Here is an 18,544-nt window from a genome sequence, read left to right on the forward strand (position 1 = left end):
CTTTAAGATTAGAGGGTTGTCGTCAACATGAAATGAAAAGGAGATTGAACACATATGGCTTTACACATCGTTCTGGTTGAACCAGAAATTCCGGCGAACACAGGCAATATTTCGCGTACTTGTGCGGCAACCGGTACCCATCTGCATCTCGTACGTCCACTTGGATTTCGAACAGATGATGCTACATTGAAACGTGCAGGGCTGGATTACTGGCATGCTGTCCATATTGAATACCACGACTCATTTGCTGAGGTTCAGGAAAAATATCCGGAAGGTCGTTTCTTCTATGCAACTACGAAGGCCAAGAACCGATATAGTGATTTTAATTTTCAGGATGGGGATTTCCTCGTTTTTGGTAAAGAGACTAAAGGCCTGCCACCTGAATTAATTGCTGCGAATCCCGATACATGCATGAAAATGCCAATGACTGGTGACGTTAGATCATTAAATCTGTCCAATTCGGCAGCAATTATTGTATATGAAGCGTTACGCCAGCTCAATTTCCCGGGGTTAGAAGGATAAAATTTGGTTATAAATGACGGCTAGAATTCGGAAAAAAAACATTTTTCAAAAAAAAGGACAAAAAATGTTTATTTCCAGCAGGATTCGACAAAATCTTGGCGAATCTATAAACATAGTACAAATGTACCTAGAAATTTAGAGTAAGATAGGAGAGGTGTGCCGTAGCTATGAAGCCAGCTGGAGTAGTTCGCAAAGTTGACCAATTAGGTAGGATCGTATTGCCTAAATCTTTGCGTAAAAGGTATCAAATGAATGAGGGAGATCCTGTAGAAATCTTAGTACAAGGGGACCATATTATCTTGGAGAGATATCGTCCAAAATGTATTTTCTGCGGATCCATCGAGGAAGTCAACGAGTTCAAAGAGCGTTACATATGCGCACAATGTTTAGATGAAATGACTCAGCTTCCACAACACGGATAAGAAATAACGTCATGGGGTCCATTGACCCCGTGGCGTTTTTTTTTATATTCTCAATTGAATGGCATAATTGCAATTTGAAAAAAAGATAAAATACGTAGACTAACGCTGGGTGTAAAGGGGTAAAACCTCATTCCACACGGCATTCAGGATGCCTTGCATATTTTCTTCCTCACTATTAATACATATGACAGCTTCCTTTGAGGGAATTATGATACACAACTGACCATAGGCACCATCGGCGCGGTAAGCGTCATGAGAACACATCCAGAACTGATACCCGTAACCTTTTCCCCAATCTCCGTCTCCAGTCGTTTCGATCTGCTGGGACGTAGCCTGTCGAATCCAATCCGCAGGTACAAGCTGTCTGCCTTCCCAAAAGCCCTCCTGCAACAGTAACTGTCCAAATCGACTCAGTTCCTCATTGCTTATCCAAAGACCTGCACAGCCAAGCGTTACGCCGAGTGGAGAGGTTTCCCACTCTACATCATGGATGCCAAGCGGATCAAATAACCGTGGAGTCAGGTAATCTTTCACGGTTTGGCCGGTAGCAGCCTGTAGCATGGCTGAGATCATAAATGTATCCCCGCTGCTATATGTAAATTGTTCTCCAGGTACCCGGTCCAGAGGCAGAGACATATAATATTTCGCCCAGTCCTTTTCAGTCAATGAAGCTCGCTCATCAGCCCAAAGAGGGGGAGAGTCATGACCCGAAGACATTCGGAGAAGATCACTTAGTTTCAATTCCTGCGGCGATGGGAGATTGCGCTGTGCAGTCGGGACATGATCATAAGAGAAATAATCACCAAGTGTCGCATCCAGATGTATCAGACCTTCTTCAAGCGCAAGACCAACGGCCATACACGTGAAGGATTTACTGATGGAATGTTGTACTCTGCGCTGATCCTTATCCCGGTCCCAATGGGCAAGCAGATGCCCTTTTTGTAATATGCGAATGGAAAAAACGTTCAATTGTTGCTCCGTAATCGTATGAATGAAACCTTTGAGTTGCTCAGACATATTAACCTCCCTAATATCAGGTGAAACCTGAGTAAAATCGGTTGGTGAAACGTTTCCGTAATTCGAATGCAAAATCAGAACCCATGTTAGTATAAACCTGGTTTGGTGTCAATTAAAGTTGTAATAGTACTTACTAAATTTTCATTTTTTCGTAATAATAGTGTCTTTGGACGCAAATTTAGACTTAAAAGAGCATTTTTTCGAGAAAAAAACGCGAAATTTGTAAAAAGGTTATTGACAGGATTTACTCATCGGGCTTATGATTTATTCGAAACGATTCGAAGAAATCGCTTCCACATTAAAAGTGTTGTAATGAACTCCATGTGAATCAACGTTGGCTATGTTTTGAAACGATTCGAGAAAATCGTTTCGATAACCCATCGTAATACAAGGGAATCTACAACAGCCTGCAATCCAACGCCAGAGAAACGAATGAGTAAAGACAGCAGGCGATGATGAGAGGGGTTACATTTATGGCACATATAACGATCGAAACTGGATCGCCAACCTTATGCATGAATACCAGCATACATGTTGTGTCCAGTGACTCCGGAGAGACTTCAGGCGGTACACTATATCTGTTGCACGGGGCAGGCGATAATGCGAGTACCTGGCAGCGGTTAACCACAATTGAGATGTATGCAGCGCAATATGGCTGTACGATCATTATGCCGGAAGCGAATCGAAGCTATTACACCGATATGGAATACGGCCTGAATTACTTCCACTACATCACTCAGGAGTTACCTGAAATATGCAAGCGTCTGCTCAATCTGAATCCTGATCCGGAGAAAACATACGTTGCAGGTTTATCCATGGGTGGATATGGTGCACTGAAATGTGGACTAACTTATCCAGAGCGATATCGCAAAGTAGTGTCTCTATCTGGCGTAACGGATATCCAGACACGGCTTCATGATCCCCATATGCCAGCGACAATGATCAAGGAAATGAAAGCGGTTTTTGGAGAACGTTTACAGGTAAAAGCCGATCAGGATATTTACGCACTGTCGGCCAAGCTGCTGGAACAGGGTGTTCCTTTACCGGATATCCTCAGTTGCTGTGGCGATAGTGACCCCTTTGTAGAGATGAATCGCGACTATGCGAGATACATGCAGGGGACTGCCTTTGATTTTCGGTATGTGGAGACGCCGGGGGCTCATGAATGGAGATTTTGGGAGCACCACCTGAGAACGATGTTTGATTTTCTGTACAACGACAAGACCATAGTAGAGTGAGGAGATGCAATGTGAAACCTGCAGCCGAAGGACCTAGCAAAAAGCTGAAGGGAAACGTGAAGGGCAATTCGCTCTGGACTGAAATCTGGAAGCACCGAATGACATACACCCTGCTTATTCCGGGGCTTGTCTGGCTAATTCTGTTTGCCTACATGCCGATGGGTGGCCTGTCTCTGGCATTCAAAGATTACAAGGCCAACCTGGGCATCTGGGGAAGTCCATGGAGCGGATTCGAGAACTTCAAATATGTTTTCCGTGATCCAACCTTTATCGACGCAGTATGGCGTACGCTGTACATCAATATTCTGAAACTGATTATTCAGTTCCCGTTCCCGATCATTCTGGCGCTGTTGCTGAATGAATTGCGGATGCGCAGAGGAAAAAAATTGTTCCAAACCGTTCTTACATTCCCGCACTTCCTTTCCTGGATCATCGTATCCGGGGTAGTCATCAATGTGCTGGCATATGACGGACTGGTAAATAGCGCGCTCGGATTACTCGGATTGCCAACGATTAACTTCCTGGGGTCTGAATCCAACTTTGTACCCATGTTGCTGTTGACTGATATTTGGAAATCAAGTGGATGGGGCGCGATTATATTCCTGGCTGCCATTTCCGGTATTGATCAGGATCAGTATGAATCAGCACAGATTGACGGGGCTTCCCGTATGCAACAGATGTTCAAAATTACTTTGCCGAACATCCTTCCAACCATCACAATCATGTTTATTCTCTCGGTTGGTGGATTGATGTCTTCCGGGTTTGACCAGATCTTCAACTTGGCAAATGCCGCTACCAAAAATGTATCGGAAGTACTCGATGTATATATCTATCGGATTACGTTCCAGTCATCTACCGATTTCTCATTCTCGACAGCGGTCAGCTTGTTCCGTTCCCTGGTGAATATGGCCTTGCTGCTTCTTGCTGACAGATTTGCCAAGTGGCTTGGCGGAGACGGATTGTTCCGATAAGAGAGGAGGAAAAATGAGATGAGCAAGAAAGCTAACAAAAAACCGAGAATTGGTACAGAAAAAATGACACTTCTCGATTACATTATTTTCGCCGTATTACTAGTGCTTGCCCTGATGATCCTGATTCCATTCTGGAATGTCATCATGATCTCGTTTGCAACACAAAAAGAATATGCTGACAATCCATTTTTGATGTTCCCTAAAGAATGGACATTGGATTCCTACAAGGCATTGTTCGCTGACGGAACGATTCTGACGGGGTACAAAAATACAATTATATTGCTAGTTATCGGCTTGCCACTCAGCTTGTTCCTGACAACAAGCATGGCATATGGCCTTAGTCGCAACAAATTTCCGTTTAAGAAATTTCTCTTTTTCCTGGTACTGTTCACCATGATCTTTAATGGTGGTATCGTACCACTGTACCTGATCATGAAATCACTTCATCTTACAGGTACGCTGTGGTCCGTTATCCTGGCGGGAAGCTTCAGTGCGTTTAACATGATTCTAATGATGAACTACTTCTACACCTTGCCTGAATCGCTAATGGAATCGGCGAGACTGGATGGAGCAGGAGAGTGGAGAATTTTGTTCTCCGTTGTTCTTCCGCTGGCTACACCAATTATGGCTACAATCACGTTGTTCTACGGTGTGGCTTACTGGAACAGTTGGTATGATGCGATGATATTCCTTCGAAAAGCGGATCAGTTACCGCTCCAGAATGTACTCCGAAATATTATCGTGACATCTACGACGAATGCATCCAATGCATCCAGTGTGGATGCTGCCCAGGCAAGCAACTTCTCAATGGGTATGAAGATGGCGGCCGTATTTGTCACCATGGTACCAATTATGTGTTTCTTCCCAATGCTGCAAAAACACTTTGCCAAAGGGGTATTAACAGGGGCAATCAAGACCTGATATACGTATAGGATTTTGCAATAAAATTCTACTAAAAAAACATGGGGGTAAAACATGAAAACGAACAAAAAGTTGTCAGTAAGAGCTCTCTTTGCCATCACGCTTAGTGTAGTTATGCTGATGGTGACCGCTTGTTCCAGTCAAGGAGCTTCAGGTGGTAACGAAAAAGATGCAGAGGGAAATTACAAAGACAACCTGACCATCTCTGTAGCTAACCTGACAGAAATCAAAAACGGGAACCTGGATAATGATTTCCACAAGTTCTGGACAGACAAATTTAATTTAACATGGGACTACAACTATATCGATTGGGATTCATGGGGCGAGAAGCTTCGTCTGTGGATCAACTCTGGCGACTTGCCGGATGTAGCGGTATGGAACTACGTACATGGCGATGCCATTAACAGCATTGAACAAGGTTTATTCTACAAATTCCCGGATGACTGGAAAGAACGCTGGCCTAACGTGGCAGCAGCTTACAATTTGACGGGTCTTGGAGACAAGTTGGAAGAATTGACAGGTGGAACATATGTCCTGCCTAGACCAATCTATTTCGAGAACAAACCGGCTGACCCACTCACGAACCAAATTGGTGTCATTGCGCTTCGTAAAGACTGGGCTGAAGCGGTTGGTTTTGAACTGAAAGATGCTTATACAACAACCGAATTGAATGAATATGCTGCGCTAGTGAAAGAAAAAGATCCAGGCAAAGTGGGTAACAAACTTGTACCTCTGTCCTACAATGCGGCAGATGCTATGACAAACATGATTATGCCAAACAGTGTGCATGCCATGACTGACTCTCCGTTCTACAAAGGTGAAGATGGCCAATTCCACTGGGGACCAGCAGATCCTGAAACGCTGACAGGACTTAAATTGATGCAAAAAGCCTATAAAGACGGATTGCTCAATCCTGAGTTCTACACATGGAAAAACAATGAAGGTCAAAACAACTTCAAAGTAACAGGTACAGCTGCTGTAACAAGTCTGGGCGGACTGGCTTCCTACAGACAAGGTCTGGATTCCGATATGAAAAAAAATCTGGGTGTAGATAGTGATGAACTGGTACACACAGCAATCGTAGTAGGCGATGACGGGAAATACCGTAACATGGAGCAAGCCAACTTCTGGTCTGCATTGATCTTCAATCCGGACATCAGTGACGAGAAATTCGAACGGATCATGGATCTGATCGATTACTCCGCAACAAAAGAAGGACAGTTGCTCATCAACATGGGCTTTGAAGGAAAAGATTGGAAATATGATGAAAACAACGAACTCGTTAGCTTGTTGCCAGAAGGAACGGTATTGGAAGATAAATATCCAGCACGTTTCGAAGGTCTGTATCTGCTCGGTGACGACTTCAGTGTTGTAAACCCTGCAATCAAAAAAGATTACCGTGATAGAGCCGTGAAATTGTTCGAAGAAAAAGCAAAACTTGGTACAGAAGGCAAATCGCTTGCACCATACGATTGGGATGTCAACCTGTACGATTCCAAAGCTAAGAGTCAGGCTTCATTCGACTACCAGAATGAATATGCCAACTTGATCCTCAAAAACGGAGATCTAGAGGCAAACTGGAAAGAATGGGTAAACAGTAAAATGTCCCTGGTTCAACCTTATCTGGATGAGCTAAACGATAAATTCTAGTAATCATTCAGTAATTAATTTTGAACCCGGTGCGCGGTCTCTCCCCGAACGCAGCCGGGTTCTTTATTTCAACAACTTATAGTGGAGGATACGATCCGATGAATAACGAGCAGTTGTTAGACTTGGTAAAACAGATGACGTTGGAGGAAAAAACAGCTCAGCTTCTTCAGTTGACTGCCAACTTTTATGAAGGAACAAATGTTGAAGGTCAGATCACAGGGCCGATGGAAGAGATGGGGATTACGGAGCAGTCCGTGGATGCCAGTGGGTCCATTCTGGGGTTGTCCGGTGCGCAGGCCATCATTGATGTACAGCAAGCTTATATGAAAAAAAGTCGTTTGGGCATTCCGCTTTTGTTCATGGCTGACGTAGTTCATGGATTCAAAACCATTTTCCCGATTCCACTCGCGATCGGTTGTTCATGGGACACAGAACTGGCTGAGAAAAGTGCTGAAATTGCAGCACGTGAATCAGCTGTATCCGGTTTGCATGTTACCTTTGCACCGATGGTGGATCTGGTTCGTGACCCGCGCTGGGGCCGTGTGATGGAAACGACAGGAGAAGATCCTTATCTGAACAGTTTGTTCGCGGCTGCGTTTGTACGTGGATATCAGGGCGACAGCTTGAAGGATGAGCCAGATCGTCTTGCAGCCTGTGTTAAACACTTTGCGGCATATGGAGCGGCTGAGGGTGGTCGGGATTACAATACGGTGGACATGTCTGAGCGTAACCTGCGTGAGTATTATTTGCCAGCGTACAAAGCAGCGTTGGATGCGGGCGTGGAGATGGTCATGACTTCGTTCAATACGGTTGACGGTATTCCGGCAAGTGGCAATGAGAAGTTAATGCGCGGTATTTTGCGTGACGAGTGGGGCTTTGATGGTGTGTTAATCTCGGATTGGGCTTCCATTCGCGAGATGATTGCGCATGGTGCTGCAGAAGATGATCGTGAAGCGGCATATCGTGCCATTCGCGCAGGAGTAGATATGGAGATGATGACACCTTGTTATGTACATCATTTGCCTGAACTGATTGAGAGTGGTGAAGTGGATGAGAAGCTCATTGATGAAGCCGTTCTGCGAATTCTGCAACTGAAAGAAAAGCTGGGATTGTTCGATAACCCACTTCGTGCAGCTGATCCTGAACGTGAACGTGAGATTGTATTCTCCAAAGAGCACCGTCAGGTATCGTATGAACTGGCAACGAAATCAGCTGTCCTGTTGAAGAATGATGAGAGCGTGCTTCCACTTCAACCTGACGCTAATGTTGCCCTTATTGGTCCTTTTGCACAGAGTCCTGATATTCTGGGCTGGTGGTCCTGCGAAGGAGTTAAGGAAGATGCAGTTAAGTTGGGAACAGCTCTGCAAGAACGCCTGACGGGTGGGAAAGTTCAATTTGCTCAAGGCAGTAATGTTCATACGATTACAGCTGAGCAGATTGCCGAAGCCCTGGAAGTGGCAAGCAAAGCAGACTTGATTGTCCTTGCTCTTGGTGAAGACTCCGAGATGAGTGGAGAAGGTGGCTCGCGCACGGATATTCGTCTGCCAGCAGCCCAATTGGAATTGGTCAAACAGCTCAAAGCAGCGGGAAAACCTATTGCCAGCGTTATTTTCAACGGCCGTCCATTGGATCTGCATGGTGTAATCGATGAATCGGATGCCGTTCTTGAAGCCTGGTTCCCAGGTAGTGAAGGCGGAGCAGCGATCGCAGATGTTCTGACAGGTGTAGTGAATCCATCTGCACGTCTGACGATGTCTTTCCCGCAGTCCGTAGGTCAGATTCCGGTCTATTACAACCATTTCAATACAGGTCGTCCACTGAACCCGGAGAAGACGGAAGAACGTTACGTATCCAAATACATTGACAGCCCGAATGAACCTTTGCTTCCGTTCGGTTATGGTCTCTCATACACTTCGTTCTCTTATGGTGATCTTGAAGTGTCAAGTAACGAGATGACTGCCGAAGAGTCCCTGAGCATTCAAGTACGTGTAACAAACACGGGTGAGCGCGCAGGCGTAGAGACCGTTCAGTTGTACGTTCGTGATGTAACGGGTGAAGTCGTTCGTCCTATGCGTGAGCTGAAAGGATATGTGAAACTTGCACTGGCGCCAGGCGAGAGTGGTACAGCCACGTTTACGTTAAATGAAGAACAGCTTCGTTATCACCATTCTGACTTAAGCTACCGCAGTGATCGAGGCGAGTTCCATATTCTTGTTGGTGCAAACAGTCGGGATACCCAGAAGAAATCATTCAGACTCGTTTAATCCGGGGGATGGAAAGAGTAATGTGTCAGGCCTTTCACTATGAAGGGCCTGATAAACATAACAGGGGAGCGAAGAATGTGGTCAGTATCAAGGATATCGCCAAACAGGCGGGAGTTTCCATCTCTACTGTGTCATATGCGCTGAATGGCAGCAACAAAGTGACCGATGAGACGAGTTCCAAAATTTTGGCCATTGCCAAAGAACTGAACTATGTTCCAAATGCCGCAGCAAGAACACTGAAGAAGAGGGAATCCAAAATTCTAGGTGTATTCTTGACCGATTTTAGAGGAGATGTGTATGGAGACTTGCTGAGTGGCATGAAAGCCGTATGTAATGCTCAAGGCTATGACCTGATCGTGTGCAGTGGTAAACAATCCCATCGCATGCTTCCAGAGAGAATGATTGATGGTGCGATCATTCTGGATCATACGTTTGCAAGTGAGGAACTAATGCAGTATGCCGATCGTGGGCACAAAATCGTTGTATTGGACCGTGAGATGGATCATCCCAACATTAATCAGGTTCTGCTGGATAACAAAGCCGGGGCGACACTTGCGATGGAACATCTTATTGAACAGGGACATAAGAAAATCTACGTGGTGACAGGACCGGAAGGTTCGTTTGACTCTGTGCAGCGGTTAAAGGCTGTGAGACAGGTTGCGGAACGTGAAGCCGATGTGGAATGGATTGAGATCACGGGAGATTTTGAGAAGAGTGGTGGAGAACAAGCCGCAGATCAGATTGTACAGGTGTATGATGGACCCGCAGCGGTATTCTGCCTCAATGATGAGATGGCTATTGGCTTATGTGATCGTCTGGCAGACAGTGCACTTGGCGTTGGTCAGGAGATTGATGTCATCGGATTCGACAATATTCAATTGAGCAAATACGTCCAGCCGAGATTGGCAAGCATTGATTATTCCAAGCGCAAGTGGGGATCACTCGCCGCTGAACAATTGATCAAAATTATTGCTGGAGAACCCGTTGATCATGAACGAATTTATGTGACATTAGTTGAGGGTGGGTCGGTGAGTGGGCCTATTTCGTCTGATTCTGTTATATCTATGCGGAATGACCGGGTGGTTAGCTATTGATCCCGAATACAGCAAGAGACAAGGCTTAGAAGAATCGAATCATTCTTTTAAGCCTTGTCTCTTGTTATTTCGAGGATGAAGCAATAGAAAAAGCCTCTCCGGAGAGAGGCTTGGCCTTTACAAGCCTTTTGTTTTGTCATTGTTGTAGGATGAAGTGAGAATGCCTGTAATGAAGAGAGTCAATACGATTGCAATAATCCAGAATGTCAGTGAAAATGACATGCCCTTCGCACCTCCTGCACAAGCTCATTTTCTTCTATTATAACCATTATAGGTAGAAAAGAAATGCTTCACCCTATTATTTGTAAAATAAAAAGTGTGTGGGCACTGGTCTGAGGCTGCCATCTGAAGGGTTATTCACAACCCGATTATTCAGAATAAGCGAGGATGATCCACCGCCATCCAGATTATAGGCGTCAATCACCCCAAGCTTGTACAACCGCCCTTGCAACTCTTCAAGGGTAGCACCGGAACTTCCGCCCTCATTATATCCGTCAACTACAATAATCAATAACTGATCATCCTTATAATTGCCAATGACTGTACGTGGTGCTCGTTTGGGTGATACTTTCCATTTGGCAGGAATTGTGGTTTTACGCCCATTCTGTAGCAGCACCGGAACAAACGTAGCCCCGAATTGCGGTTGCAGGCGATCCAGTGAGTTTTTGTCGGAGAACTTACCTCCGACCAGTTTACCGGCATCGTTAAGTCCTACAAAAAACAGATCTTTGAAACTGGCCTGGAAACCATTCACGTATTTCCCGTCCATGACGGTTGTGCTAAGTGGATAACGTTTGCCGCCACTGTCAGCAAATCCACCTGCGTTAATCCCGGCAATTGCGCCGTTACGCTTTACAGCCTGCATGGTCGTCTCAGAACGCCCAGGTTCACTGTCTAGAGCCATCTGCATGGCTGTAGGGTCTTTTAGCTTGATCTTCATGGCATAGCCCTTATAGCTGCCAGGATTCACTCTGTACATTTCAATCGTTAGCCGGTCACTGTCTACCCGTTCAAATGGAACGCCAAGCTTGGATGAAATCCGTTTGTTGTAGATCGTTTCCGGACGATCCGCCTGGGTGGAAGCCTTCTGCACAAGTGTAGACATCGTACTAGTTGTTTTATTATAGAGCTGTGTCGTTCTTTTAATAGAAGAAGAAGTCTGGACAGCAGCATCTTTTGCCCCCGCAAGCTCTTGGCTAATTGCTTGGGTCCGGGGTGTAATCGTATCCTCTGACAGTTCGGTAGGCATCAAACCTCCGGGTTCAAGTGGAGGACGAAGCAGCAGCAGGCATAATATCAATCCAACAAAAGGAGCGAGTGCAAGCATAAAAAAACGATTAACCTGTTTGACGGGTGTAATCATTTGAGCAGGTCCATCTTTTTCTGGAGTGTCTCCAGTTGTTTTTTGACTTCGCTCAGCTGGGTATACAGTTTGTTGCTGTTATCCGTTTTGTCACTTGCATTATCCTTGGTGAAAGTCAGCAATTCATTGAAGGATTGAACCTGTCCCTGCAGGTCTTCTACTTCCTTTGATATCGTTGTTAGCTGATTTTCGTAGTCGGTTTTTAGTGCTGCAATCTGCTGCTGATTATGGGCTTGAAGCTGGTTAATCATCTGTTGCTGGAGATGGTTACTATAATAGTAGGTTCCAACGACTCCTAGTGCAATGAGAACAATCCACATTACCAGAAACAGCTTGATTGAAGATCCAGCCTTGCCTTTGGCGCTCCGGGTGTGATGGATGTCAGAGGACGGGGCAGATGGTTTCATATCATCACTCCTGGTCATTAATAGGTACAAAAAAATTTCCAGTCCTCATTCTATCATGCCCCTATTGATTACGCAAAAATGAAATTCTTTACTTAATAGAGTAAAAAGAGATTGCATCGGAAGGAAGTCCTAGGATACAATTTCTTATAGATGCAATAAGTAGGAACTTTGGGCAGGTTTTTCGACTTTTTTAGATAGAAATGCAGGAAATTTATACTATATTTTGACCTTTCCGGGGATGGGAAGATGGACGTCATGGTGTTTTTATAACAAAATACAGTGAAAATAGAGCTTTTTTATCGGCTTCCTCCTGTATTTTTCTGTTTTTCGACATAATCCGACCTATGCTTCTTCTATACTCGGATTGTCGCATAGACGATGAAATCATCATGACAGAATTTAAAAGTTATTTGTCCAATACATAACAGGGGGAACAACAATGAAAAAAGTATGGCAGGTGGTCATCATAGATATCCACCCCACCAGCATGCTCGGTACAAAATTGATTTTGGAAGAGCAGCAAGATCTGACGGTACGTGGTATGACTTCGACCGGAACAGAAGGGCTCGATCTGGTGAATATTCACCAGCCTGATCTGATTCTGATGGATTATCGTCTTCCGGAGGGTCAGGCAGATCAATATATTGCTCAGATGAAGAATCTGTCAGCTCACAGTCACATCATTATTTTGACGGATGAAGACAATGTGAAGCTGTTTCGTCATCTGATGAGCCTTGGTGCAAGTGGCATGTTATCCAAACAGGCTTCCCCTAGCCAGCTGATTCATCTGATCTCTGGATTACGTGAGGGCCATGTGTCCATTCCATTGTCGTGGTTAAACAGTGCGGAATGGGCGCAACCTGTGGAGTCTCCGACAGAAGCGCGTGTCATTGAATTAACAGAAACCGAAACTTTTATCATGGAAAGAATTGTTCAGGGTGTAACCTATGATAAAATAGCGAATGAGATCAACGTTAGCAGACGTTCCATTGATAATTACCTGCGTAAAATATACGTGAAGCTGGAAGTGAGCAGTAGAGCACAGGCCATTGAACGTTATGCCTTGCATGCAAGACAAGTGAAGACGGGATCCTGACGAAACAGGTCTGTTCTTCCCATGATCACAACAGTTAGATATGCATCCGGTCATATTCGATGGCGAGCAGGAATAGGTTGTAGGGCTGCGGACTGCGAGTACAGTTTCGGAATAGGGATGAAAGGGGAACGGATCGATGAAATATTTCTTTGCTTCCCGTACCAACAGGCTTTTGTCATCACCACTGAGGGATATACGTGAGATGTCTGGCAGGGATTATTTCATTTCTCTGGCAGAAGAATTGCCTGCGGAGGAGTTGTTTCCTTTCAAATTGTTGGAAGAAGCAGCGGTGTCTGTCTTTAGTTCAGGCCCCTCCGCATTGCAATATGGAGAGCCAGCAGGCTACACCCCCCTAAGAGAGTGGTTGAACAAAGACTGGAATGCACGCAAAGGCATACGAACGGTACCCGAGCAGATTCTGTTGACCACTGGTACCCAGCAGGCCATCGATCTGGTGATGCGTCTATTGCTTGAGCCAGGAGATTCTGTACTGGTTGAACATCCCACATCTCCAGGCTGTCTTGAGGTTCTGGAGATGCAAGGAGCCAAGATTGTGCCCGTAATGGGTGATCGGGACGGCATACTGCCAGACCTTTTGGAGCATCACATGCAGCAGGTTAGACCGAAGCTGCTTTTTGCTGCACCCAGTTTCTCGAATCCGACCGGTGCTTTGTGGAGTATGGAGCGGCGGGAGGCTGTCCTTGAGCTGTGTTCGCGCTATGGTGTACTGCTTGTGGAAGATGATTCATACGGAGAGCTCCATTTTGATGGGCTTGAGCCAACGGAATTCTATCGTAAATATCCTTCACTCTTTGCACTGGATACTGCCGATCAGGGTGGACATGTTCTCTACATTGGTTCATTCAGCAAAACAGTAGCGCCCGCTCTTCGAACTGGATGGGCCGCTGGGCATCCTGCGCTGATTCAGGCAATGGCCTCGGTTAAACGAATTGCAGATGGTCAGTCCAGTCCGATGAATCAGCGGCTGTTGTATCAATTGCTTGCCCATTCCCCATTTCGTTGGAGTGATCACCTATCGATGTTGAATCGGGAGTATAAGACAAGACTCAAACTGATGCTTGAACTGTTGAAGAGGCCGGGCTGGAAAGGGTGTCAGTACAACATCCCTGAGGGCGGAATGTATCTGTGGGTACAGTTGCCGGAAGGATTGGATAGTGGCGCTCTGCTTAAGGCGGCTTTGCCCAAAGGTGTATCCTTTCTTCCTGGATCACTATGCTCCACAGGTGTACAGGATCAACGTTACATCCGATTGAACTTTAGCCACCCGGGCCGGGATGAATTGCTACTTGGCATGAACCTGATCAGTGAAGCCATTTCCGAATTTACGGCTCGTAGCTAAGTCAGATCAAAATAGATTTTGTAGCAAAAATTAAAATTGGTTCATGACCAAAGTGATTACGTTATTGCATCCACTAACATTTTTATATATAATATGAATTAATGAGTTGTTGGTTTCTTTATATAAGCTACAATGGTGGCCAGTTCAGGAAAAGCACTCATATATTTTATTTAACGGGGGAAAATTCAACATGTCTAATATTTTATTTGTTAAAGCAAATGACCGTCCTGCAGATCAAGCAGTCAGCGTTAAATTGTACGATGCATTCTTGAGCGCATACAAAGAGTCCCACCCAGGTGACACAGTTACTGAGTTGGATCTCTACAATACAGAATTCCCATTCTATGGTAACACTGCTATCACAGGTACTTACAAAGCAGCTAACGGTTTTGAACTGACAGCTGACGAGCAAAAAGCAGCTTCACTTGCAGCACAATTGCAAGATCAATTCCTGGCAGCTGACAAAGTTGTATTTGCATTCCCACTGTGGAACTTCACTGTTCCAGCTCCATTGGTAAACTACATTGCTTACCTGAGCCAAGCTGGTAAAACATTCAAATACACTGCTGAAGGTCCTGTAGGACTTGCTGGCGACAAAAAAGTAGCTTTGCTTAACGCACGTGGTGGCGTTTATTCCGAAGGCCCAATGGCAGCTGCTGAAATGTCCCTGAACTTCCTGAAAACAGTTCTCGGCTTGTGGGGCATTCAAAACCCTGAAGTGGTTATCGTTGAAGGACATAACGCTTCTGCTGATCGTGCTGAAGAAATCGTTACTGCAGGTCTGAAATTGGCTTCCGAAGTAGCAGTAAAATTCTAATAACAATCTTCTATATAGAACACATCAAAACACCTGTAGTCTCCAGTGGAGATTACAGGTGTTTTTTTTGCATTCTTATTTTTCATATCACTTACTTCGAGTGATTCCATATCAGATATGGCCTGTATTTTTTAAGTACTGCTCCGCTGCTTCAGCAATGTGTGCAAGGTCGTCCTTATTTTCACCAGATACAGAATACGTTACATCGAGTTCATTAATGGTTCGTTCAATCATATCATTATCCTCAAGCATGTGTGCATGCTCGGTTAACGCCTGTACTCCCTTAATCGTCAGAATATACTTTCCACGGGAGAGGCGTTCAAACCAGCCATAATAATTTTTTTGCAGAATTGCTGCGGCAGAACCTACGCCTGTCTGTCTGGCAAGGTTGGCCGGAGAGGCTTCTCCGTTCGTCCGTAGAGCGGATGCGACACGCAAAGCCTTCTCACGATATGCTGTGACCAGCTGTCTTCGTGTGCTGCCTCCCGTATTGTAGTCTCCGCTGCGTTCGTCGAATTCCTTGAGCAATCGTTTCCGCCGAACACCGCTTTTACGGGCAACCTGATTGGGGCCAGTGAGGGGGATCAGGGCGGAGGGCTCGCACAATACATCAATCAGGGGAGCTTTGGTTTTGTAAAATGTGACAGTCAGCAGCCCCAGACCGAGCTGTCTGCATAGTGCGGTCAGTTCGCTCCAGCGTTGGTTCACGGCTCCGCGTTTACTGCGATTGCGCTCGACGGCCAGATACACGAACGGGCTAAGTTTCAAGCGCTGCATGCCCTGCAGCAACAGGGAGAGGTTAAATGTTTTTTTCATCTCCACAATGAGTGGTTCGTCCTGGTCTGATCTGACTCCGACGAGGTCACAATGTCTGACTTCCGCCTTGACGTCGAAGCCACGCTGCTCGAAGAAAGCCTTCACAGGCGAATATAATTCGGTTTCGTATTTCACTGCCATCGTCCGTGCTCCTTTCCAGAAGTGGCCTGTCTCTGACCATGTGTTGTCCGGTTTCCTGAATTTAGAACCCTCATTATATCATATTCGTTCTTTTTTTTCTGAAGGCACAAGATGTCTGATAGAACAGGGAAAAGCCAAAATTCGAAGCGGTTGATTGAAAAAAAAGAGGTCAACTTATCCGAATTGCCGCATAGGTATGTAATACACTTTTCACAACAAAACAAGACGTTTGGACAGAGGGTGGCGGGACAACACAGGACCGCAAGATTGGTATTCAAGCAGGAGCCGCAATTCTATTGATTTCTTCATACCATTCGGAATGGTTGACAATCACACTAAAGGAGCCATGGGAGGTACCAAGCATGAATATTTTTGAACGCGTTGCGGAACATCGGGCAGAGAGTGACCGTTTGACATGGAACGGAACATTTGAAGATTATATTGCACTGCTGAGAGAGGACCCGACTCCGGCAATGACGGCTCACGCCAGAGTGTATGAGATGATTGAATCGTTTGGGGTGGAAGAAGTAGGTGGGCATAAGCGGTACAAGTTTTTTGAACAGGAGATCTTTGGGCTGGACCGTTCGATTGAAAAGTTGGTTGAAGAATACTTTCACTCGGCTGCACGCCGTCTGGATGTACGGAAGCGGATCTTGCTCCTGATGGGTCCTGTAAGTGGAGGGAAATCGACGCTGGTGACGCTGCTGAAGCGGGGGCTTGAACAGTTCTCGCGGACAGAGAAAGGTGCCATATACGCCATTGATGGATGCCCGATGCATGAGGAACCGCTGCATTTGATTCCGCTGGAGCTTCGTCCTGAAGTGGAAAAGGAAATTGGAGTCCGTATTGAGGGTAACCTTTGCCCATCCTGCCAGATGAGACTCCGTACCGAATATGGTGGTGATATCAGCAAGGTACCGGTGGAACGTGTCATTGTTTCCGAAGATAATCGCGTGGGAATAGGAACGTTCAGTCCATCCGATCCGAAATCACAGGATATTGCCGATCTGACGGGGAGTATCGACTTCTCCACCATTACGGAGTTTGGTTCCGAATCCGATCCACGTGCCTATCGTTTTGATGGGGAGTTGAACAAGGCGAACCGTGGGTTAATGGAGTTCCAGGAGATGTTGAAATGTGATGAGAAATTCCTATGGAATCTCCTGTCGCTCACGCAGGAAGGAAATTTCAAAGCGGGACGTTTTGCCTTAATCAGTGCGGATGAAATGATTGTGGCGCATACGAATGAATCGGAGTATAAGTCTTTTATCTCCAACAAGAAGAATGAGGCACTGCAATCCCGGATGATTGTCATGCCGATTCCGTACAACTTGAAGGTATCCGAGGAAGAGAAAATCTATGCCAAGCTCATTCAGCAAAGTGACATGAAGCATGTTCATATTGCACCGCATGCACTGCGGACTGCAGCCATTTTTTCCATACTTACCCGCTTGAAGGAAACGAAGAAACAAGGCATGGATCTCGTTAAAAAAATGCGCATGTATGATGGTGAAGAAGTGGAAGGATACAAAGAAGCTGATCTGCGCGAGATGCAAAATGAGTATCTGGATGAAGGGATGTCCGGCATTGATCCACGGTATGTCATTAACCGGATCTCCAGTGCTTTGATTAAGCAAAATCTTCAGTGCATTAACGCGCTGGATATTCTGCGGGCGATCAAGGATGGTCTGGACCAACATGCCTCGATCACGAAGGAAGAGCGGGAGCGTTATCTGAACTTCATTGCTCTTGCACGCAAGGAGTATGATGAACTGGCCAAGAAGGAAGTGCAGAAAGCATTTGTTTACTCATTCGAGGAATCCGCAAGAACGTTATTCGAGAATTACCTCGATAACATTGAAGCATTTTGCAACTGGTCCAAGATGCGTGACCCGCTCACGGATGAAGAAATGGACCCGGATGAGCGTCTGATGCGATCCATAGAGGAACAGATCGGGATCTCCGAGAATGCAAAGAAAGCGTTCAGAGAAGAGATTCTGATCCGAATCTCGGCATACTCCCGCAAGGAGCGCAAGTTCGAATACAGCAGCCATGACCGTTTGCGTGAAGCGATTGAGAAAAAGTTGTTCACCGATCTGAAAGATATTGTCAAGATCACAACCTCAACCAAAACACCGGATGCAACACAATTGAAACGTATGAATGAAGTCATTAAACGTTTAATTGAGGAACATGGATACACCGCAGCCAGCGCGAATGAACTGTTACGTTATGTGGGTAGTCTGCTTAATCGCTAATCGGCAACGAACCATTCCGGATCAGGCTCCTGATGCCTGTTGTGAGGCTCCTTCACAGCAGGGTCAGGGCCTTTTTAATTACATGAAGGTCATATTAGTCTAAAAAGCTGACAAATAAGGTTAATTTTAAAGAGAATTAGTTCTAATGGTATATGTATATTTAGGTATTTTAGTCTATAATCAATAC

Annotated in this window: 16 protein-coding genes; 12 read left to right on the forward strand and 4 right to left on the reverse strand. The window is 45.5% G+C overall.

The annotated features are described in order from the left end of the window. The first annotated feature begins 54 nt into the window (after positions 1–54). Positions 55–522 (forward strand): tRNA (uridine(34)/cytosine(34)/5-carboxymethylaminomethyluridine(34)-2'-O)-methyltransferase TrmL, encoded by a 468-nt coding sequence (gene trmL, locus C161_RS09215; RefSeq protein ID WP_017689589.1) that lies wholly within the window; start codon positions 55–57, stop codon positions 520–522. Positions 523–689: 167 nt separating this feature from the next. Further along, the gene (locus tag C161_RS09220; protein WP_036610032.1) at positions 690–944 is read left to right on the forward strand and encodes an AbrB/MazE/SpoVT family DNA-binding domain-containing protein; all 255 of its coding nucleotides are present in this window, start codon (positions 690–692) and stop codon (positions 942–944) included. Positions 945–1,043: 99 nt separating this feature from the next. Here the strand turns inward: C161_RS09220 and C161_RS09225 are convergent, their stop codons facing one another. Next, positions 1,044–1,961, reverse strand: a complete 918-nt coding sequence (locus tag C161_RS09225) for a serine hydrolase domain-containing protein (protein WP_036669832.1) — start codon at positions 1,959–1,961, stop codon at positions 1,044–1,046. 473 nt (positions 1,962–2,434) lie between these two features. Here C161_RS09225 and C161_RS09230 point away from each other — a divergent pair, with 473 nt between their 5' ends. From C161_RS09230 to C161_RS09255, 6 genes are all read left to right on the forward strand, one after another. Next, positions 2,435–3,199, forward strand: coding sequence for an alpha/beta hydrolase (locus tag C161_RS09230; RefSeq protein ID WP_036669834.1), 765 nt, complete (start codon positions 2,435–2,437; stop codon positions 3,197–3,199). A gap of 11 nt (positions 3,200–3,210) precedes the next feature. Further along, the gene (locus C161_RS09235) at positions 3,211–4,170 is read left to right on the forward strand and encodes an ABC transporter permease (protein WP_017689585.1); all 960 of its coding nucleotides are present in this window, start codon (positions 3,211–3,213) and stop codon (positions 4,168–4,170) included. A gap of 18 nt (positions 4,171–4,188) precedes the next feature. Then, positions 4,189–5,091: a carbohydrate ABC transporter permease gene (locus tag C161_RS09240; protein WP_036610027.1), complete on the forward strand. Its 903-nt coding sequence runs from the start codon at positions 4,189–4,191 to the stop codon at positions 5,089–5,091. A gap of 54 nt (positions 5,092–5,145) precedes the next feature. Beyond that, positions 5,146–6,741: an ABC transporter substrate-binding protein gene (locus C161_RS09245; protein WP_036669835.1), complete on the forward strand. Its 1,596-nt coding sequence runs from the start codon at positions 5,146–5,148 to the stop codon at positions 6,739–6,741. A gap of 98 nt (positions 6,742–6,839) precedes the next feature. Continuing rightward, on the forward strand, positions 6,840–9,005 hold the full coding sequence (gene bglX, locus C161_RS09250) for a beta-glucosidase BglX (protein WP_036669837.1): 2,166 nt from the start codon (positions 6,840–6,842) through the stop codon (positions 9,003–9,005). Positions 9,006–9,082: 77 nt separating this feature from the next. Then, positions 9,083–10,099: a LacI family DNA-binding transcriptional regulator gene (locus tag C161_RS09255; protein ID WP_036670976.1), complete on the forward strand. Its 1,017-nt coding sequence runs from the start codon at positions 9,083–9,085 to the stop codon at positions 10,097–10,099. Positions 10,100–10,397: 298 nt separating this feature from the next. Here C161_RS09255 and C161_RS09260 read toward each other — a convergent pair whose 3' ends face one another. Next, positions 10,398–11,462 carry a phosphodiester glycosidase family protein gene (locus C161_RS09260; RefSeq protein WP_036669840.1) on the reverse strand — a complete coding sequence of 355 codons (1,065 nt, stop codon included), beginning with the start codon at positions 11,460–11,462 and terminating at the stop codon, positions 10,398–10,400. After that, positions 11,459–11,869, reverse strand: coding sequence for a uroporphyrinogen-III C-methyltransferase (locus tag C161_RS09265; RefSeq protein WP_017689578.1), 411 nt, complete (start codon positions 11,867–11,869; stop codon positions 11,459–11,461). The genes C161_RS09260 and C161_RS09265 overlap by 4 nt, the downstream gene beginning before the upstream one ends. Positions 11,870–12,308: 439 nt before the next feature. Between C161_RS09265 and C161_RS09270 the strand changes: the two genes are divergently transcribed. The 3 genes from C161_RS09270 (at position 12,309) to C161_RS09280 (ending at position 15,142) form a co-directional block, all read left to right on the forward strand. Continuing rightward, on the forward strand, positions 12,309–12,965 hold the full coding sequence (locus tag C161_RS09270) for a response regulator transcription factor (protein ID WP_017689577.1): 657 nt from the start codon (positions 12,309–12,311) through the stop codon (positions 12,963–12,965). A gap of 136 nt (positions 12,966–13,101) precedes the next feature. Further along, positions 13,102–14,325, forward strand: a complete 1,224-nt coding sequence (locus C161_RS09275) for an aminotransferase-like domain-containing protein (RefSeq protein WP_036610015.1) — start codon at positions 13,102–13,104, stop codon at positions 14,323–14,325. 190 nt (positions 14,326–14,515) lie between these two features. After that, on the forward strand, positions 14,516–15,142 hold the full coding sequence (locus C161_RS09280; RefSeq protein WP_036610012.1) for an FMN-dependent NADH-azoreductase: 627 nt from the start codon (positions 14,516–14,518) through the stop codon (positions 15,140–15,142). Between the two features lie 111 nt (positions 15,143–15,253). Here the strand turns inward: C161_RS09280 and C161_RS09285 are convergent, their stop codons facing one another. After that, positions 15,254–16,099, reverse strand: coding sequence for a DUF2161 domain-containing phosphodiesterase (locus C161_RS09285; protein WP_084650111.1), 846 nt, complete (start codon positions 16,097–16,099; stop codon positions 15,254–15,256). Between the two features lie 362 nt (positions 16,100–16,461). Between C161_RS09285 and C161_RS09295 the strand changes: the two genes are divergently transcribed. Next, positions 16,462–18,357 carry a PrkA family serine protein kinase gene (locus C161_RS09295; protein ID WP_036669848.1) on the forward strand — a complete coding sequence of 632 codons (1,896 nt, stop codon included), beginning with the start codon at positions 16,462–16,464 and terminating at the stop codon, positions 18,355–18,357. Positions 18,358–18,544 lie beyond the last annotated feature (187 nt).

The organism is Paenibacillus sp. FSL R5-192, assembly GCF_000517845.1.
Lineage (GTDB): Bacteria > Bacillota > Bacilli > Paenibacillales > Paenibacillaceae > Paenibacillus > Paenibacillus amylolyticus.